The sequence below is a fragment of the Actinoplanes hulinensis genome (assembly GCF_019429605.1).
Classification (GTDB): domain Bacteria; phylum Actinomycetota; class Actinomycetes; order Mycobacteriales; family Micromonosporaceae; genus Actinoplanes; species Actinoplanes campanulatus.
Genome location: NZ_JAHXZI010000027.1, coordinates 86,819 through 102,186 on the forward strand (window position 1 = coordinate 86,819; position 15,368 = coordinate 102,186).

Annotated in this window: 15 protein-coding genes and 1 tRNA gene; 8 read left to right on the forward strand and 8 right to left on the reverse strand. The window is 71.8% G+C overall.

Annotated elements, in window-relative coordinates:
- Positions 1 to 182 precede the first annotated feature (182 nt).
- Complete coding sequence (locus tag KZ829_RS37425; protein ID WP_220148593.1) at positions 183 to 1,346, forward strand: monooxygenase; 1,164 nt, start codon at positions 183 to 185, stop codon at positions 1,344 to 1,346.
- A gap of 112 nt (positions 1,347 to 1,458) precedes the next feature.
- Here KZ829_RS37425 and KZ829_RS37430 read toward each other — a convergent pair whose 3' ends face one another.
- From KZ829_RS37430 to KZ829_RS37440, 3 genes are all read right to left on the reverse strand, one after another.
- Positions 1,459 to 2,163, reverse strand: a complete 705-nt coding sequence (locus tag KZ829_RS37430) for a response regulator (protein ID WP_220148566.1) — start codon at positions 2,161 to 2,163, stop codon at positions 1,459 to 1,461.
- A 381-nt stretch (positions 2,164 to 2,544) separates the two neighbouring features.
- A tRNA-Val gene (locus tag KZ829_RS37435) sits at positions 2,545 to 2,616 on the reverse strand.
- A 52-nt stretch (positions 2,617 to 2,668) separates the two neighbouring features.
- A complete protein-coding gene (locus tag KZ829_RS37440) occupies positions 2,669 to 3,043 on the reverse strand; it encodes a TIGR02611 family protein (RefSeq protein WP_220148567.1) in 375 nt (124 codons plus the stop codon).
- 309 nt (positions 3,044 to 3,352) lie between these two features.
- Between KZ829_RS37440 and KZ829_RS37445 the strand changes: the two genes are divergently transcribed.
- From KZ829_RS37445 to KZ829_RS37460, 4 genes are all read left to right on the forward strand, one after another.
- The gene (locus tag KZ829_RS37445) at positions 3,353 to 3,784 is read left to right on the forward strand and encodes an SsgA family sporulation/cell division regulator (protein WP_014446635.1); all 432 of its coding nucleotides are present in this window, start codon (positions 3,353 to 3,355) and stop codon (positions 3,782 to 3,784) included.
- A 190-nt stretch (positions 3,785 to 3,974) separates the two neighbouring features.
- Complete coding sequence (locus KZ829_RS37450; RefSeq protein WP_220148568.1) at positions 3,975 to 4,859, forward strand: AraC family transcriptional regulator; 885 nt, start codon at positions 3,975 to 3,977, stop codon at positions 4,857 to 4,859.
- A gap of 66 nt (positions 4,860 to 4,925) precedes the next feature.
- Positions 4,926 to 5,381, forward strand: a complete 456-nt coding sequence (locus KZ829_RS37455; protein WP_183215729.1) for an RrF2 family transcriptional regulator — start codon at positions 4,926 to 4,928, stop codon at positions 5,379 to 5,381.
- Between the two features lie 55 nt (positions 5,382 to 5,436).
- Positions 5,437 to 5,619, forward strand: coding sequence for a DUF4236 domain-containing protein (locus tag KZ829_RS37460; RefSeq protein WP_220148569.1), 183 nt, complete (start codon positions 5,437 to 5,439; stop codon positions 5,617 to 5,619).
- Here the strand turns inward: KZ829_RS37460 and KZ829_RS37465 are convergent.
- Entirely contained in the window at positions 5,616 to 6,506 is an 891-nt protein-coding gene (locus KZ829_RS37465) for a hypothetical protein (protein WP_308285827.1), read from the reverse strand. The genes KZ829_RS37460 and KZ829_RS37465 overlap by 4 nt on opposite strands.
- 75 nt (positions 6,507 to 6,581) lie before the next feature.
- On the opposite strand from KZ829_RS37465, the gene KZ829_RS37470 reads away from it, so the two are divergent.
- The 3 genes from KZ829_RS37470 to KZ829_RS37480 all read left to right on the forward strand — a co-directional run bounded on the left by KZ829_RS37470 (position 6,582) and on the right by KZ829_RS37480 (position 10,773).
- Positions 6,582 to 8,153, forward strand: a complete 1,572-nt coding sequence (locus KZ829_RS37470) for a fibronectin type III domain-containing protein (RefSeq protein ID WP_246636917.1) — start codon at positions 6,582 to 6,584, stop codon at positions 8,151 to 8,153.
- Between the two features lie 93 nt (positions 8,154 to 8,246).
- On the forward strand, positions 8,247 to 9,821 hold the full coding sequence (locus tag KZ829_RS37475; RefSeq protein WP_220148571.1) for a GGDEF domain-containing protein: 1,575 nt from the start codon (positions 8,247 to 8,249) through the stop codon (positions 9,819 to 9,821).
- Between the two features lie 430 nt (positions 9,822 to 10,251).
- Positions 10,252 to 10,773, forward strand: a complete 522-nt coding sequence (locus KZ829_RS37480; protein WP_220148572.1) for a mycothiol transferase — start codon at positions 10,252 to 10,254, stop codon at positions 10,771 to 10,773.
- Between the two features lie 135 nt (positions 10,774 to 10,908).
- Here the strand turns inward: KZ829_RS37480 and KZ829_RS37485 are convergent, their stop codons facing one another.
- The 4 genes from KZ829_RS37485 to KZ829_RS37500 are packed head-to-tail and all read right to left on the reverse strand — an operon-like array spanning position 10,909 to position 15,336.
- Positions 10,909 to 11,751, reverse strand: a complete 843-nt coding sequence (locus tag KZ829_RS37485) for an endonuclease/exonuclease/phosphatase family protein (RefSeq protein ID WP_220148573.1) — start codon at positions 11,749 to 11,751, stop codon at positions 10,909 to 10,911.
- A gap of 43 nt (positions 11,752 to 11,794) precedes the next feature.
- On the reverse strand, positions 11,795 to 13,267 hold the full coding sequence (locus KZ829_RS37490) for a phosphatase PAP2 family protein (RefSeq protein WP_220148595.1): 1,473 nt from the start codon (positions 13,265 to 13,267) through the stop codon (positions 11,795 to 11,797).
- A 36-nt stretch (positions 13,268 to 13,303) separates the two neighbouring features.
- The gene (locus KZ829_RS37495; protein WP_220148574.1) at positions 13,304 to 14,368 is read right to left on the reverse strand and encodes a YihY/virulence factor BrkB family protein; all 1,065 of its coding nucleotides are present in this window, start codon (positions 14,366 to 14,368) and stop codon (positions 13,304 to 13,306) included.
- Positions 14,365 to 15,336 (reverse strand): diacylglycerol/lipid kinase family protein, encoded by a 972-nt coding sequence (locus KZ829_RS37500; RefSeq protein WP_220148575.1) that lies wholly within the window; start codon positions 15,334 to 15,336, stop codon positions 14,365 to 14,367. The genes KZ829_RS37495 and KZ829_RS37500 overlap by 4 nt, the downstream gene beginning before the upstream one ends.
- Positions 15,337 to 15,368: the final 32 nt, after the last annotated feature.

The following is a 15,368-nucleotide window of genomic DNA, read 5'->3' on the forward strand; positions in this document are numbered from 1 at the left end:
TAGGCGCGCCCAGCCGCGTACCACGGCGCGGGTGCCGAACGGCGCTCCGGAGAGTAGTACCGCGGTACCGCCCCTCTCACGAGAATGAGGACCGCAGTACGACGAAACGGGACGGCATCGGACCTAGCTTTCGAGCCATGACGAAACCTGATAGGCCACGGTGGAGATTAGGGGCGGGCACCATGGTGCTGGTGACGGCGTTCGCTGTCGTCGCCGCCTGCGGGTCGGACACCGGCAACAGTGCGGCGCCCGCCGCGACCGGCCCGCACAGCGCGCACGCGGGCGGGTCGTCGGCTCCACCACAGCCGCTGCGCGCCGGCGAGCGGTTCGTCGACCTGAGGATGGCCGAGGCCTACACGCCCGCGCCGCCGGAGGGCGGCGGCTCGGACGAGTACCGGTGCCAGATGATCGATCCGGGCCTGAACAGGACCGCCTTCCTGACCGGGACCCAATTCGCACCGGAGAACGTCGCCATCGCGCACCACGCCATCGTGTACGCGGTGCCACCGGGCGGCGCTGCCGCGGTGCGCAAGCAGGACGCGAAGACCCCTGGTCTCGGCTGGCAGTGTTTCGGCGGGACCGGCGTGGCCGGCGCCGAGGTCGAAGAGGGGGACGCGGCGTGGGTGGACACCTGGGCGCCGGGCGCCACGGAGACGCTGCTCGACCAGGACGCCGGCTACAAGCTGGAGCCGGGCAGCCTGCTCGTCCTCCAGATCCACTACAACCTTCTCGCGACCGACGGCAGGCCGACCGGGTCGGACCGTTCGGCGGTGCGGCTGCGGCTGACGGACGGCACGCCGCAGACCCGGGAACTCGAGACGTGGTCGGTCGACGCGCCGACCGACCTGCCCTGCGCCGCCGACGAGTCGGGTCCGCTCTGTGACCGGGCGGCCTCGATCGCGGACGTGACGAAGCGGTTCGGGCCGGACGTCGGCGAAATGGCGGACCGTCAGGTGGAGGAGTGCGGCCGGGGCGTGCCGAAGCCCGGTAACACCCAGACCTGCGACCACAAGGTGGAGGCGCCGATGACGCTGTTCGCCGGTTTCGGCCACATGCACATGCTCGGGCGGGCCTTGAAGGTCGAACTCAACCCGGGCACGCCGAAGGCCGAGGTCGTCCTGGACGTGCCGCAGTTCGACTTCGACAACCAGCGGCTGGTGAAACTGCCGTCGCCGGTGGAGGTCGGTCCGGGGGACACGCTGCGGGTGACGTGTACACACGACGCAGGGCTGCGCAAACAGGTGCCGCAGCTGAAGAAGCTGCCGCCCCGCTACGTGGTGTGGGGCGACGGCACCAGCGACGAGATGTGTACGGGCATCATGACGGTCTCCCTCCGCAAGTCCTGAGAAAGCGTCGAACGTGTGTGAGCTCGCTGAGGTCAACCGAGCCGAAAAGCAGCTACGGGCTCACACACGTCGACACTGAACGGGCAGTGACGTGGGCCCGGAGCGGCTGAAACTACGGTCGCGCCCTCGACGGACGCGCGAGATGAGGTGCTGGACCGGGCCGGGTGAGTCTCAGCTCGTAGGCGAGGATGACGGCCTGGATCCGGTCCCGTGCACCGATCTTGGCGAGGACCCGCCCGACATGGGTCTTCACCGTCGACTCCGACAGCGTGAACCGTTGCGCGATCTCGCCGTTGGTGAGGCCATGGCCGATGGCGACGAGGATCTCGCGCTCACGGTCGGTCAGGAAGTTCAGCCGGGGATCCTCCCGCACGGGCCCGCAAAAATCATCGTCGAGCCGGTCGGCGAAAGCGTCGAGCAGCCGCCGAGTCAGCGCCGGCGCGATCACCGCGTCCCCGGCGGCGACGGCCCGGATGCCGGCGAGCAACTCCTCCGGGCGGATGTCCTTGAGCAGGAAACCGCTCGCCCCGGCCCGCAGTGCGGCGAAGGCGTACCGTTCCACGTCGAACGTCGTCAGCACCAGGATCCGCGAACGCCCACCGGCTGCGACGATGCGCCGGGTGGCCTCGATCCCGTCGACGCCCGGCATGCGGATGTCCATCAGCACCACGTCGGGACGCAGCTCGGTGATCCGCCGAACGGCCTCGGCGCCGTTCGCGGCCTCGCCGACGATCTCGGTGTCGGGGGCGCTCTCCAGCAGCATGCGAAACCCGAAGCGCTGCAGCGGCTGGGCGTCCACCACGAGCACAGAGATCATGAATGGCTGCCTTTCAGGGTCGGATGGACGGTCCAATAACCGTCCGGTGGGGGCCGACGCTGACCCGGCCGCCGTATACCGCGGCGCGTTCGGCCATGCCGGTGAGGCCGGGACCCGCGTCACCCGGCGATGCCCTTCATACCGAGCGAACCTGAAACGACCGTTAGAACGGCGCTCAGGCCGGCTGGCCGCCGGCGCGTGTCCGTCGGCAAGTGGGCCGCTGTCCCGCACGACGATATGGATCTGGCAGGAGTCGACCGCCAGGCCCAGAGCGAACGATTCTGATCTCGGAGTGGTCAGCCGACCTGCTCCCAGAATTACGACGAAAGGCCCACCGCAATGAATCATCGCGGCAGGCCTTTTCGCATCTCAACGTACTCGTGGGCGATACTGGGATCGAACCAGTGACCTCTCCGGTGTGAACGGAGCGCTCTCCCGCTGAGCTAATCGCCCTCAACGAGATGGAACTCTACTAGACGGCGCCCGAGCAGCGCGACTCAGGGGGTCACCGCCACCCGACGAAGTCGAGTGACCAGGTGAACAGATTGAGGTCGAAGCTGAGCAGGACGCTGAGCCAGACCACGAAGCTGATGAAGATCATGCCGACCAGGCCGATCAGCGCGCGCACGCCGAGCGTCTGCCGGCCGACCCAGTGGGTCCAGCTCTGCACGTGCCGCTTGGTGAAGGCGAGCAGCCCTCGAGCCCAGTGGAACTCGACGGCGAGAATCGCCAGCCCGAGGATCACGATCGCCCAGCCGGGGCCGGGGAACGGGATCAGAACGATCCCGACGGCGACCACCAGGCCGCCGAGCGCACCGATGCCGATCTTCAGAGCGAGCCGACCGGTGGAGTTGGAACGGATACGGTCAAGCACACGCACGTCTGAGAACCCCGTCGTCCGGTTTTACACCCATTTCATCCCCCAGTGTCCGGGAGCCCCGTCACTACCCGGGAGGAATGGACGTTACCGGAGTAAGTCAACCGCTGGACCACTGACGCCGGGCGGAACCGAGTACTCAGGCAGAACAGGACAAGATATCGCTTCTCGTCCTGCGCGGAAGGGTTTTCGGAACCGTCTTCCCACTACTGGGTGAGATCAGCGTATGGCGGAGCGTAATGACAGGGATCACCTGAGTATGGGAAACGCGGGGTTCACCAGCCTCGCAGCGGTGCCGGGGGGAGTTCGTCCATGAGTACCATTCGTCCAACGACCGTCGAGGTCGAAACCTCGCTGCGGCTCGTAGCGCCTGACGCGACGGCACTGCCCGTGCGCGCCAGCCTGCGTTACGACCCAGCCGACCCGTACGCGGTCCACGTGTTGTTCCACGCAGAATCAGCCGGTGGGGAAGCCGTGAGCTGGTCCTTCGCGCGAGAGCTGCTCGTGACCGGGCTCGACGAGCCGGCCGGGATCGGCGACGTCCGGGTGTGGCCGTGGGCCACGCCGCGTGGCGACTTCGTCGCCCTGGCCCTGTCGTCGCCCGACGGCAACGCGCTGTTCGAGGTGCCGCGCAGCGTCCTTGTCCGCTTCCTGCGGCGCACCTACGTGGTGGTGCCCCGCGGCCGGGAGTCGGACCACCTGGACGTGGACGCCGCGGTCAACCGACTACTGGCGGGCCGATAAGCGATAACAGGGAGACCCGTGCGGACACTGCCGGTCCGCGCGGGTCTCCCTTTGTCCGATAAATTAATGGATCTCCGAAAAGAAATCGGAATCGGACGTATAGCGAATACCGAGCTGGAAATCGGACATAAACCTCAGTCGGTGCGCTAGTGGATGCGCGGGCACGCATCGACGACTACCGTCAGGCGCGATGCCAGCACTCATTCATCACACCGAGCCGGCGCCCACCTGTCTTCCACCGGACTGGTCGGGTATCGGTGGCTGCGTCCTGCCGGTGGCCGCCGGCGCTGCCACCGGCCTGCTGAGGTGTCACGCCCTCGTCCTCACCACGACCGGCCCGCTGCTCGCCGAGATCGACTTCGCCGAGCATCTGTGCGGCCCGGGCACCCTGCTCTGGATCCGTCCGGGACAGGCTGCCCGCTTCTCCCGCCCCGGAGACGGCGACGATCCACTGACGATCGTTTTCCGACCAGGGTTGTTCGGCCCGGAGGAACTGCCGGGGCTGAGTCCCGACGATCCGTCCGGCCCGGCCCGGGAGCCACTCACCCCGCCCGGCCCGGCGGTCTTCCGGGACGTCTTCGCCCACCTGGCCGCCGACGCGGCCGGCCCGCCCGGCCCGGTCGCCGCAGCGCTGCTGCGGCACGAGCTGGCGGCCCTGCTGCTGCGGATCGCCACCCTCGATCCGGGCTCGGCGCTGCGGGCACACGTCGAGAGCCGGACGTTCGAACGGTTCCGGCGCCGCCTCGAGGAGCGCTTTCCGCACACCCGCCGGGTCGAGGACTACGCGGCCGAGCTGGGCTGCTCGGTGCGTACCCTGACCCGGGCCAGCCTGGCGCTCACCGGGCGCACCGCGAAGCAGGTGGTCGACGACCGGGTCGCCCTTCAGGCCCGGCGGATGCTCGCGGCGACCTCGATGTCGGTCGCCGAGGTGGGCCGCGGCCTGGGTTTCGGCGAGCCGACGAACTTCGGGCGCTTCTTCCACCGGGAGACCGGCCTGAGCCCGGGGCAGTTCCGCGGGCGGTTCATCACCGGCCAGCCGGCCGCCATCCCGGGGCAGAGATCACCAGCCGATTGACCCCTAATTCCCACAATCCCCTGGGGTATGTGCATCCGGGATGCGGGGCCGGGGCATGATAGTCAGGTGCAGATCTCCGCGCGCGGCGACTACGCGGTCCGGGCCGCCCTCAGTTTGGCGCAGGCCTACCCCGCACTGATGTCCGCTCAGGCCATTGCCCAAGACCAGAACATGCCACGCAAGTTCCTCGAAGCGGTCCTAGCCGACCTGCGCCGTGCCGGTGTGGTGCGGGCGCAACGGGGCGCCGAGGGCGGCTACACGCTGTCGCACCCCCCGCGGGACGTGACCATCGGTCAGATCCTGCGGGCGGTCGACGGACCGCTCGCCGGCGTGCGCGGCCTTCGCCCGGAGGAGACTCAGTACACGGGCGCCGCCGAGAACCTGCCGAACCTGTGGGTGGCGGTGCGCGCGGCGGTCCGTGAGGTGGTCGACGAGGTCAGCCTCGCCGAGCTGATCAGCGGGCGGATGCCGGCTCACGTGCGCAAGCTGACCACCCGCCCGGATGCCTGGCAGCCACGCTGACGTTTGTGAATCCGGCCGATCGGGAACCGATGCGCCATCAGAAAGGAGCTTTCCGATGGGCATCGTCTACCGCAGCCGGAAGAAGATCGGTCCGCTGGTCCTGAACTTCACCGAGAACGGCTACTCGTCCTGGAGCCTCAAGATCGGGCGCTGGTCGTGGAACTCCAGGACCCGCGCGCACCGCGTCGACCTGCCCGGCCCGCTGTCGTGGAAGCAGGACAAGAGCCGCTCCCGCTAGGACGGTTCCCGCTCGATCACCACGTCGCCACCGAGCCGTCCGTGCGCGGGTTCCCGGGTGACCGTGCCCGCGTCGATCATCGAGTGCAGCACCCGGGTCGCGTCGGCGGCGCGGTAGACGGTCTCGGTGAGGGCGAAGGTGCGCAACTCGGTCACGGTCGCCCGGCCCACCTCGCCGAGGTGGGCCAGCAGTTCACGGCGCAGCGGTCCGGGATCGGGACGGAGCGCGATGTCGATCAGGTGGCGCTCCGGATCGGCGGGATCGCGTAGGCGTACCCCGGCGAATTCGTCGACCGCCCAGAGCGCCTCCTTGAAGCTCTCCAGGCTCTTCGCGGAGGTGGTGGCGAAAGCCACCACCTCTCCGGGCTCCGGCCCGGTGGCCAGCTCGGCCGCCGTCACCAGCGGAAATCCCAGGCCCCGATAGGGGTCGACCGGGCTGCCGGGCGGCAGCGCCAGCAGCACCTCGGCCGGTTTACCCGCCGCGATCGCGCCGACGGTGGTCACCGCGGGCGGTTCACCCACGGCCGTCGCGTCGAGAAACCCCAGCAGCGGTACGCGCACCGCGCCGGCCGCACGCAACGCCACCGGCAGCCGCTCGTCCGTCCCGCCGCCCACCGGAAGCACCGTGAGCCCGGCCCCCGCGCCGGCGTCCCGTTGCGCCGTGGTGAGCCGCTCCCCCACCCCCGTGATGTCGGCGCCCACCGCCACCATGGACAGTTCCCGCCCGCGGGACAGGCCGGGCAGGTCGGCCAGGACCCGGACCGCCGCCTCGGCGGCCACCCCACCGTCCGCGTCGGCGTAGCCGTGCACATAGGTCGCCCGGCGGGCGTGATGAAGCGCACCCGCGGCCCATGCCTGCAGGTGGCGGACGAGTAGTTCACGTTTCACAGCGCCGATTGGGGACATACCGCAGTTTCTACCCTGTCCACTTAGCTACCGGAAACTTGTACCCAGGGTGTTCGCATGAGCACTATGGGATACATGTCCCCTCCGCTCGCGGAACTGACCGCCCAGGCGCAGACGCTCACGTCCGCCGGCGACCTCATGGGCGCCCGGGCCGTCCTCGACGACGTCCTCCGCGGCGCCGACGCCGATCCCCGCCGTGCCACCGCCGACCTCGCGGTGGCCGCCGCCCTGCACGCCCGGGTCCTGATCGCCCTCGGCGACCCCGAGTCGGCCCGGTTGTGGGCCGCCTTCGCGCACTCCGCCGAGGAGCGGCTGCACGGCCCGCGCGACGAGCGCACCATCGCGGCCGCCGCCATGCACGCCGCGGTCCTCCAGCGGATCGGCCAGCACGGCCGGGCCGCCTCCGTCTACCACGACCTGATCGGCGAGCTGGCCCTGATGGACGGCCCCGACTCGCCGCGGGTGCTGGCCGCCGAGGCCGACCTGGCCACCGCCGAGCACGCGGCCGGCCACTGCGGCACGGCCCGGGCCCGGCTGGCCCGGGCCTGGCGGCGGCACAGCCGGGTGCACGGCGACGCCGCACCGGCCGGCATCAAGATGCTGGCCCGGCTGGGCGCCATGGAGCGCGAGTGCGGCCGCGACGAGGAGGCCCGTGGGCATCTGGAGCTGGCCGGCGAGCTGAGCGCCCGCCATCTGCCGGCCGACCACCCGCTGGCCCGGCAGGCGGCCGCGCTGGTCAGCGGCGCGGCATCCGGCCGGCACACCTGCGGCACCCGGGACTCCTCCGGCGGGCGCCCGTTCCGGCCGTTCCCGCGCCGGCCCACGGTGCCCGACACGACCGGGGCCCGGCCGTCGGTGTTCCCGGCCGAGGCGCCCGGCCAGCCGCCGCCCGACGACCGGCCCACCGATCCCAACGGCACGGTCTACCCGGTTGCGGCCGACGAGCTCTACGACGACATGCCACCGGCGGACAACCGCGAGACCGATCCCAACGGCACCGTCTACCAGCAGCCGCTCTATCTCAGCGACGTGCACCGGCTGCCCGGCGATCTGACCGGCCGGCACGCCCGGGCCGACACGCCGCCGCCGCTGCCCGGCAACCGTGCGCCCGACTACGGCGACGACGGCCGTCCCCTGCCGGTCGGCACCGCGCCGACCGGCACCCGCAGCGATCCGCCGAACTCACGGCGCCTCCCGGTCCGTGCCGACCGGCCGGCCGGATCCCGCGTCGCCCACCCGCTGCTGCTGGCCACGGTGCTCGCCGCCGGGGTGGCGGCGGCCGCCGTCGTGGTCATCCTGACCCTCCCCGGAGCGGACGGTGCCACCCAGCCGACCACCCGGCCGGCCGTCCAGGAGCCGGTGAAACCCTCCACCGTGCCGGGGGCCCCACAGAACGTGCGGTTGCGCGACAACGGCGACAGCGTCTCCCTCCAGTGGGTCTACCCCCGCGACGCCACGGAGGCGGTGCTGATCACCGGAGGCCGGGCCGGGCAGCCACCCGTCAAGATCGCGGACCTGCCGGCCGGGGCCGCCGACTACGTCGTCTACAGCCTCAACGAGAAGCCGGACTACTGCTTCACCGTCGCGGTGGGCGACGCGGCAGCCGCGCCGGTCTGCACCCGCCGTTGACACCGCACCCGTTTCGCAACCGATCGGGATCCTTTCTGCCACCGTGGCACCGGACCGTGATCTGTCACGGGGCGACTACAGGAAGTAGGGACAGTGACGACGGAAACGGCGAGCCGGGTTCCCACCGAGCCTCATGACGAGCTCGGCGCCCTCGAATCCACCCTGGCGGAACTCGAGTCCCGGCCCCCGTCCCAGTTCCGGTCGCTCTGGGAGCCCGCCATCGAACTGCGCCGGCGGGCCACCGAACTCGGTGCCGAGGAGATCGCCCAGCGCGCCGCCCTGATCCAGGCCGGGGTGCTGCTCCGCAAGGGGCGCACCGGCGAGGGCGGACAGCTCGCCCACCAGGTCCGGGCCTGGGCCGAGCAGCACGACGAGCGGTACCTCCTGGCCCGCGCGCACCGCGAGCTGGCCGTGTTCTACCGGCACGTGGGCGACTATTCGGACGGGCTGACCCACGCCGTGCAGAGCGTCGCCTTCCTCACCGACGACGTGCCGCCCCACCTGCGCGCCCGGCACCTGATGACGCTCGCGGTCTCGCTGGACGACACCGGCGCCCACGAGGACGGCAAACGCCGCTCCCAGGAGGCCCTCGCGCTGTCCGCGGCGGCCGGCGACCACGAGATGATGATGTCGCTGCTCAACAACATGGCGTACACCGCTGTGGAGGTCGGCGACGAGCCGGAGGCCCGGATGCTGGTCGGGCAGATGCGCGAGATCCAGGACCGGACCGGGGTCCGGTTCACCGCCAACGAGCTGGACACCATGGCCCAGGTCGAGCTGATGGGCGGCTGCTACGCCGCCGTCGAGGAGCTGCTCTCCCCGGTGCTCGCCGACCTGGTCGCCGCCACCGAGGGCGACGCGGTGGCCGAGTGCCATCTCACCCTGGCCCAGACCCGCCGCCTGGCCGGCCGGCACGACGACGCGCAGGCCGCCCTGGACGCGACCCGCCGCCTCTGCGCCGAACGGGGCCTGGCCGCCATCGGCGCCCGGGTCCGGCAGGAGCAGGCCGCACTCTTCGCCGGCGCCGGACGGTTCGCCGAGGCGTACGAGGAGCATCGCGCCTTCCACGCCGCGGCCACCGCCCTCCAGTCGGTGCAGCGCGACGCCCGGGCGCGGGCGTTGCAGGCCGTCTTCGAGGCCGACGAGGCCCGCCGCGACAGCGAACACTTCCGCGAAATGGCCCACCGGGACGCCCTGACCGGCCTCCACAACCGCCGCTACGTCAACGAGCGAGTGCCGGCCCTGCTGCTGGAGGCGGCCGCCCGCCAGTTGCCACTGTCGATGGCCATAATCGACCTGGACCACTTCAAACGCATCAACGACACCCTCTCGCACACCACCGGCGACATGGTCCTCCAGCACGTCGCCGAGCTGCTGGAGGAGTCCGCCCCCGGCCCGGCCGTCGCCGCACGCATGGGCGGCGAGGAATTCCTGCTGGTCCTGCCGGGCGTCGACGCCGAGGAGGCCGCGATCCGCTGCGAGCGCCTCCGCCTGCGCATCCGCGCCCATGGCTGGGAACCCATCACCGGCACCCTCCAGGTCACCACCAGCATCGGCGTCACCACGACCGCCGAAGGCCGCGACACCTTCTCCGCGCTGCTCTCCATCGCCGACCGCAACCTCTACACCGCCAAGCGAGACGGCCGCGACCGCGTCGTCGCGGACTGACGCACTGCCGGTGGTCACCCTTTCCCTTTTCCGGTACGAGCGGCGACCGGTCCCCTGGGTACCACGCGAGCCAGGCGCCGGGTCACGGCCGTAACGCGCCCACCGGCGCGTGGCGCGGCGAGACCTCACCCCCCTCCGGGGCCGTCCCTGCGCCTTCCATCAGCAGGCACACCCAACGGCGCCGCCCTCACCCACCGCCGGCCACCCACCAGCGCCTGGCCGCGCACGCCCCACCGCCCGCACACGGCCGCCGCGCGCGGGCAGACGCGCGCGCGGGCAGACGCGCACGCGGGCAGACGCGCACGCGGGCAGACGCGCACGCGGGCAGACGCGCACGCGGGCAGACGCGCGCGCGGGCAGACGCCGGCGGGCACCAAGCGCGGGCAGGCGGACGCCGAAAAGTGTCAGAGGGTGCTGACATCATCGGGGCATGCTCGATGACGCGCCGATCGTCTTTCCGTCGCCCACCATCCCGGCCGCGGGGCGGGCCGAGGTCTTCGTCCGCTACCTGGACTATTTCCGGGAGAGTCTGCTGGCCAAGACGTTTGCGCTGCCCGAGGCCGAGCTGCGCTCCAGCCGCCTGCCCAGCGGGTGGACACCGTTGGAGCTGGTCAAGCACCTGCGCTTCGTCGAGCTCCGCTGGATCGAGTGGGGCTTCCAGGGCCGTGACGTCGGCGATCCGTGGGGCGACCGACGCGACGACCGCTGGCATGTCGGCCCATCGGAGACCCTGGCCGACCTGGCGGCGGCGCTGCGTGCCCAGGGCGAGCACACGACTGCCGTGATCACCGGCAGCGATCTGACCGCGGTCGGGCAACCGGGCCCCCGTTGGGGCGGCGCCGACCCAGCCAACCTGGAGCGGGTCCTCTTCCACCTGCTCCAGGAGTATGCGCGCCATCTCGGCCACCTCGACATCGTCGCCGAGATCGCCGGCGGCCCCACCGGCGAGTAGCCAACGTCTGACGCATGCTCTGGCAGCGCGGGCGATCGCGATCTTGGACGATGGGCCACCGAATTCGGTGGGGAAACGTCCAACATCGCGAGGGGTTGGGGTGTGGGCTGTTGGGCGTGCGGTGAGGGGTGCGGGTCAGAGGCCGAAGTCGGCCTGGAGCGGGTAGTGGTCGGAGGCGTGGGCGGTCAGGTCGTCGCGGATCACCTGGAGGCGCCGGGCCCGGGCGGCCAGTGGTGGGCTGGCCAGGAGGTAGTCGAGGCGGACGGGGGCGAATTCGTGGCCCGCGTAGGCGGTGGGGACAGTGTGGCCGTCGCCGGCACCGGCGGTGCGGCCGTCGCCGGTGCTCACGGTGCGGCCGTCGCCGGTGCTCACGGTGCGGCCGCCACCGGTGCCGACGGTGTGCCACAGGTCGGTGAAGCCCTCCTCGTGGAAAGCCGCCAGGGCCCTCGTGTCGGGACGGCCGCCGGGGGTCAGGTGCCGTCTGCGGTAGAGGGCGGGCAGGGTGGCCAGCGCCGCCGTGTGGTCGCCGGCCGGGTCCAGGCCGTTCATGTCTCCGGCGATGAGGGTCAGGCCGTTCGGGGTGGCGTAGCGGGCGGCCAGCCAGCGGGCCTCGCGCATCCGGCGGTAGGGCGAGAACGGGTTGAGATGGACGCTGACGACCGTCAACGGGCCGGCCGGGGTGGGCACCACCGCCACGGCCGCGGCGTGATGCAACCGCCAGCTGATCCGGGTGCGCCGCACGATCCGCAGCGGCTCGCGGACCAGGACGGCGACCGGCTGGGCGAGGACGGAGGGGGACAGGTGGGCGGTCATGTCCAGGGCGGTGGCGAGTTCCCGGAGGCGGCGCCCGCCGTACCTGTGGAAGCCTTGAAGTTCCTGGAGGGTGACCACGTCGGGGCGCGCCTGGTCGATCACCTTGATGATCGATGGCAGGCGGTCGCCGCCGCCGTTCTTGATGTTCCAGGTCAGCACTCTCATCCGGCCGCCTCCAGACGGTCGCCGCCATTCCAGGTCAGCGCCCTCATCCGACCGCCTCCAGGCGGCGGCCGTCGATGGCCTGGGCGGCCTCCTCGGCGGCCTCGGCGGCGGTCTCGGCGTGCGCGTTGGGACGGACCGTCCACCAGAGCACGGTGATCCAGGCGGCGGTGAGCAGCAGGGCGCCGAGGAAGTCGGTGGGGTGGTGCATGCCGCGGTACATGCGGGAGAGCGCCACGCCGAGCGGCATGATCACGGCGAGGGCCGGGAAGATCCAGCGCCACGGCTTGCGGACCCGGGCCATCACGATGATCGCGATGACGGCCCAGAGGCACATGGTGGCGGCGATGTGACCGGACGGGAACGACGAGGTCGGCATCTGGCCGTCGAGCTGTTCGACGGGCGGGCGCGGGCGATCGACGGCGGCGGCCGCGCAGAGGAAGAGGGTCAGTTCGCCGATCATGGTGAGGGCCAGGAAGAGCACCGGCCGCCACTGCCGCCAGAGGGCCAGCGCGATCGGGCAGAAGATCAGCGAGATGATCAGGATGGCGTGCGTGTCGCCGGCCTTGCTCCACATCCAGCTCAGGTGGTCCAGGGACGGGGTACGGAAGCTCTGCAGCCACGCGGGGACGGCCTCGTCGAAGGCGGGGGTCCAGCGGGTGACGGTGTAACCGGTCAGGTAGAGCAGGCCGAAGACGAAGACCCAGCCGACCAGGATCTCGGCGCCCTTGGCCCACGGGTGTGGCAGCACGGCGCCCTCGGCGGGGGCCGGGCGCAGGTCGGGGCCGGACTCCGGTTCCAGACCGTCGGTGATCGGCGGGGTGGGGCGGCCGGCTTCGCGGCGCCATATCCGGAAGGCGTAGGCGGTCACGCTGATCCAGGCGAGCCCGAGCATCCAGCCGCCGAGCACGTCGGAGAGGAAGTGCACGCCGAGGGCGATCCGGGTGAAGCCGACCGCGGCGACCAGCACCGCGGCCAGGCCGATGAACCAGGGCCTCCACCGGCGGCGGACGGCGGGCAGGAGGACCAGCACGATCATGCCGTAGACGACCATCGAGCCGAGCGCGTGGCCGCTCGGGAAGCTGTTGCCGGGGGCCGAGGCGACCGGCACCTCGACGACCGGGCGCAGCCGCCCGATCAGCGCTTTCAGCGACGGGTCGAGGATCAGCGCCCCGGCGCCGGTGACCAGCAGGTAGATCGCCGGGCGGGGGCGGCGGCGGACCAGCAGCAGCGCGGCCAGCAGCACGACGAGCGGCACCAGCACGCCGCGCCCGCCGAACGAGGAGACCTGTTCCAGGACCGCGACCACGGCGTCCGAACCGGAGGCCCACCGGTTCAGCCCGTCGGCGACGGCCCGGTCCAGGTCCTGCAACGGCTGCCAGTGGAACCGGACGAGCAGCAGCAGGACACCGAAGGTCAGGCCGATCGCGGCCACCACCAGCAGGCCGAGCACGCTGCGCTCGGCGAAGCGACGGACCGGCGCCCAGCCGGAGCGTTCCACCACACGGTTGTCATCGATCACGGCGTACTCCAACGAATCGGGGTGCGCCGTTCCTTACCCGGACGGCTCGGCCGTCACACCGGGCTTCCGCTGGGTGGGCACCCGTGGTGCCGGGTCCTCCGCGGCCGGGTCGGTCTCCGGGAAGCCGGTGACCGGCTCCTCCGGCGCCGGCTCCCAGCGGTCCTCCAGTGCGGGGCGGTGCACGCCGACCCGGCGGGCCTCCAACTGGGCGGCGAAGGCGAGGCCGAGGAAGAGGGCGATGCCGGTCAGGTTCGCCCACAGCAGCAGCGCCATGATCGCGGTGAGCGGCCCGTACGTCGCCCCGAACCCGTCGCTGACCCGGATGTACCCGGCCAGCAGCAGGCTCGCCAGCCACCACAGCACGGTCGACACGACGGCGCCGAACAGCAGCCAGGACAGGGCCGGCTGGTTGCGGCGGACCGAATGCCGGAAGAGCAGGCCGACCGCGAAGACGATGAGCGCCAGGCTGAGCGGCCAGCGGATCACGTCCCAGGCCACCCGGGGCGCGTGCGCCAGCCCGAAATGTCGTTCCGCCGACTCGCCGGCCGCCCGCCCGGCCGCCAGCAGCAGGAAGCCGAAGAGCGCGGGCAGCCCGGCGACGAGTGCCAGGATCGCGGCCCGCAGGTATTTGCCCAGCGCCGGACGGTCGCGTTCGACCCCGTAGATGCGGTTGGCGCCCCGCTCGATCTGGGCCATGGCGCTGGTCAGCGCGAACAGGCCGGTGATCATGCCGAGGGCCAGCGCCAGCTCGCCGGCCTCCTCGGTCCGGTCGTCGGCCTTCAGCAGTTCGGTGACCAGCGGCTCGCTGGCGCCCGGGGTGAGGGCGATGACGGTGTCCGCGACCACCTGGCCGCCGTCCTCGACGCCGAGGTCGGTGGCGAGCCCGGAGAGGGCGATCAGGAACGGCACGATGGCGAGGCAGAGCTGGAAGGCGAACGCCCGGGAGTGGCTGAACCCGTCGCCGTACCGGAACCGGACGAACGCGTCGTGCAGCAGCGGCCAGCGGCCATAGTGCCGCAGGGCCAGGAACGCGTCGTCGGCCGACAGCTTGTCACCCGGCATCATCCGGGTCTCCGGTACGGGTTCGGTGCTGCTCAAGCCTTCTCCTCCGCCGCTTCCCGCACCGGTTCGGCACGGCGCGCGGCCGCGCCGGCGTCGTACGCCAGGTCCGGGTCGGCGTCGGGCTGCGGCACACAGAGCAGCAGAGCCTTCGGCCGGACCTGGATCTTCATGACCTTGCCGGGTGCGATGGTGTCACCGTCGAGCTGACGGGCCCGCGCCCGGTTGCTGTAGATCTCCACCCGCTGTGCGGTATAGGTCTCCATGAGCGGCACCCGCTCGCGCCGGCTGAGCACCGCCCAGACGAGCGCCGCCCAGTGGGCCAGGTTGGTGGGGCTGAGGATGGCCACGTTGAGCTTGCCGTCGTCCGGTTCGGCCTTGCTGAGCAGTCGCACCCCGCCCTGGAGGCGGCCCACGTTGCCGACGATCACGGCGGCCGAGCGGCGCGGCATGGGCGGGCCCCCGTCCAGCCGGATCCGGACCCGCATCGGCCGGTCCAGCAGGTGCTTGGCGGCGCCGCCGAGGTACGCCAGCCAGCCGATCCGCTTCTTCGCCTTCTCCGAGGTGTCCTCGAGCATCTGGGCGTCGAAGCCCATCCCGGCCATCACCACGAAGCACCGGTCGTCGATGGCGCCGACGTCGATGCGCCGCCGGCCGCCCTCGAGCGCCACCTCCAGCCCGGTGGCCGGGTCGTTGCCCAGCCCCAGGTTGGCGGCGAGCAGGTTGCCGGTGCCGGCGGGCAGCACGGCCAGGGCCACGCCGGTGCCGGCCAGCGCGGTGACCACCGCCGTGACGGTGCCGTCGCCGCCGCACGCGAAGACCAGCTCGGCCCCGTCGGCGACGGCACGTCTCGCCTGGCCGCGGCCGGGGTCCTCGGGCGTCGTCTCGTACCAGGTGGGTTGCGGCCAGCCGGCCCGGCGCAGGCCCTCGTGGAGGGTGCGCCGAAGGTGATCGGGATCGGCCACCTTGGTGGGGTTCACCACGACCGCGGAGCGGGGTCCAGTCACGTCGCTCAGTGTGCCGGAGTCATGTCACGGCG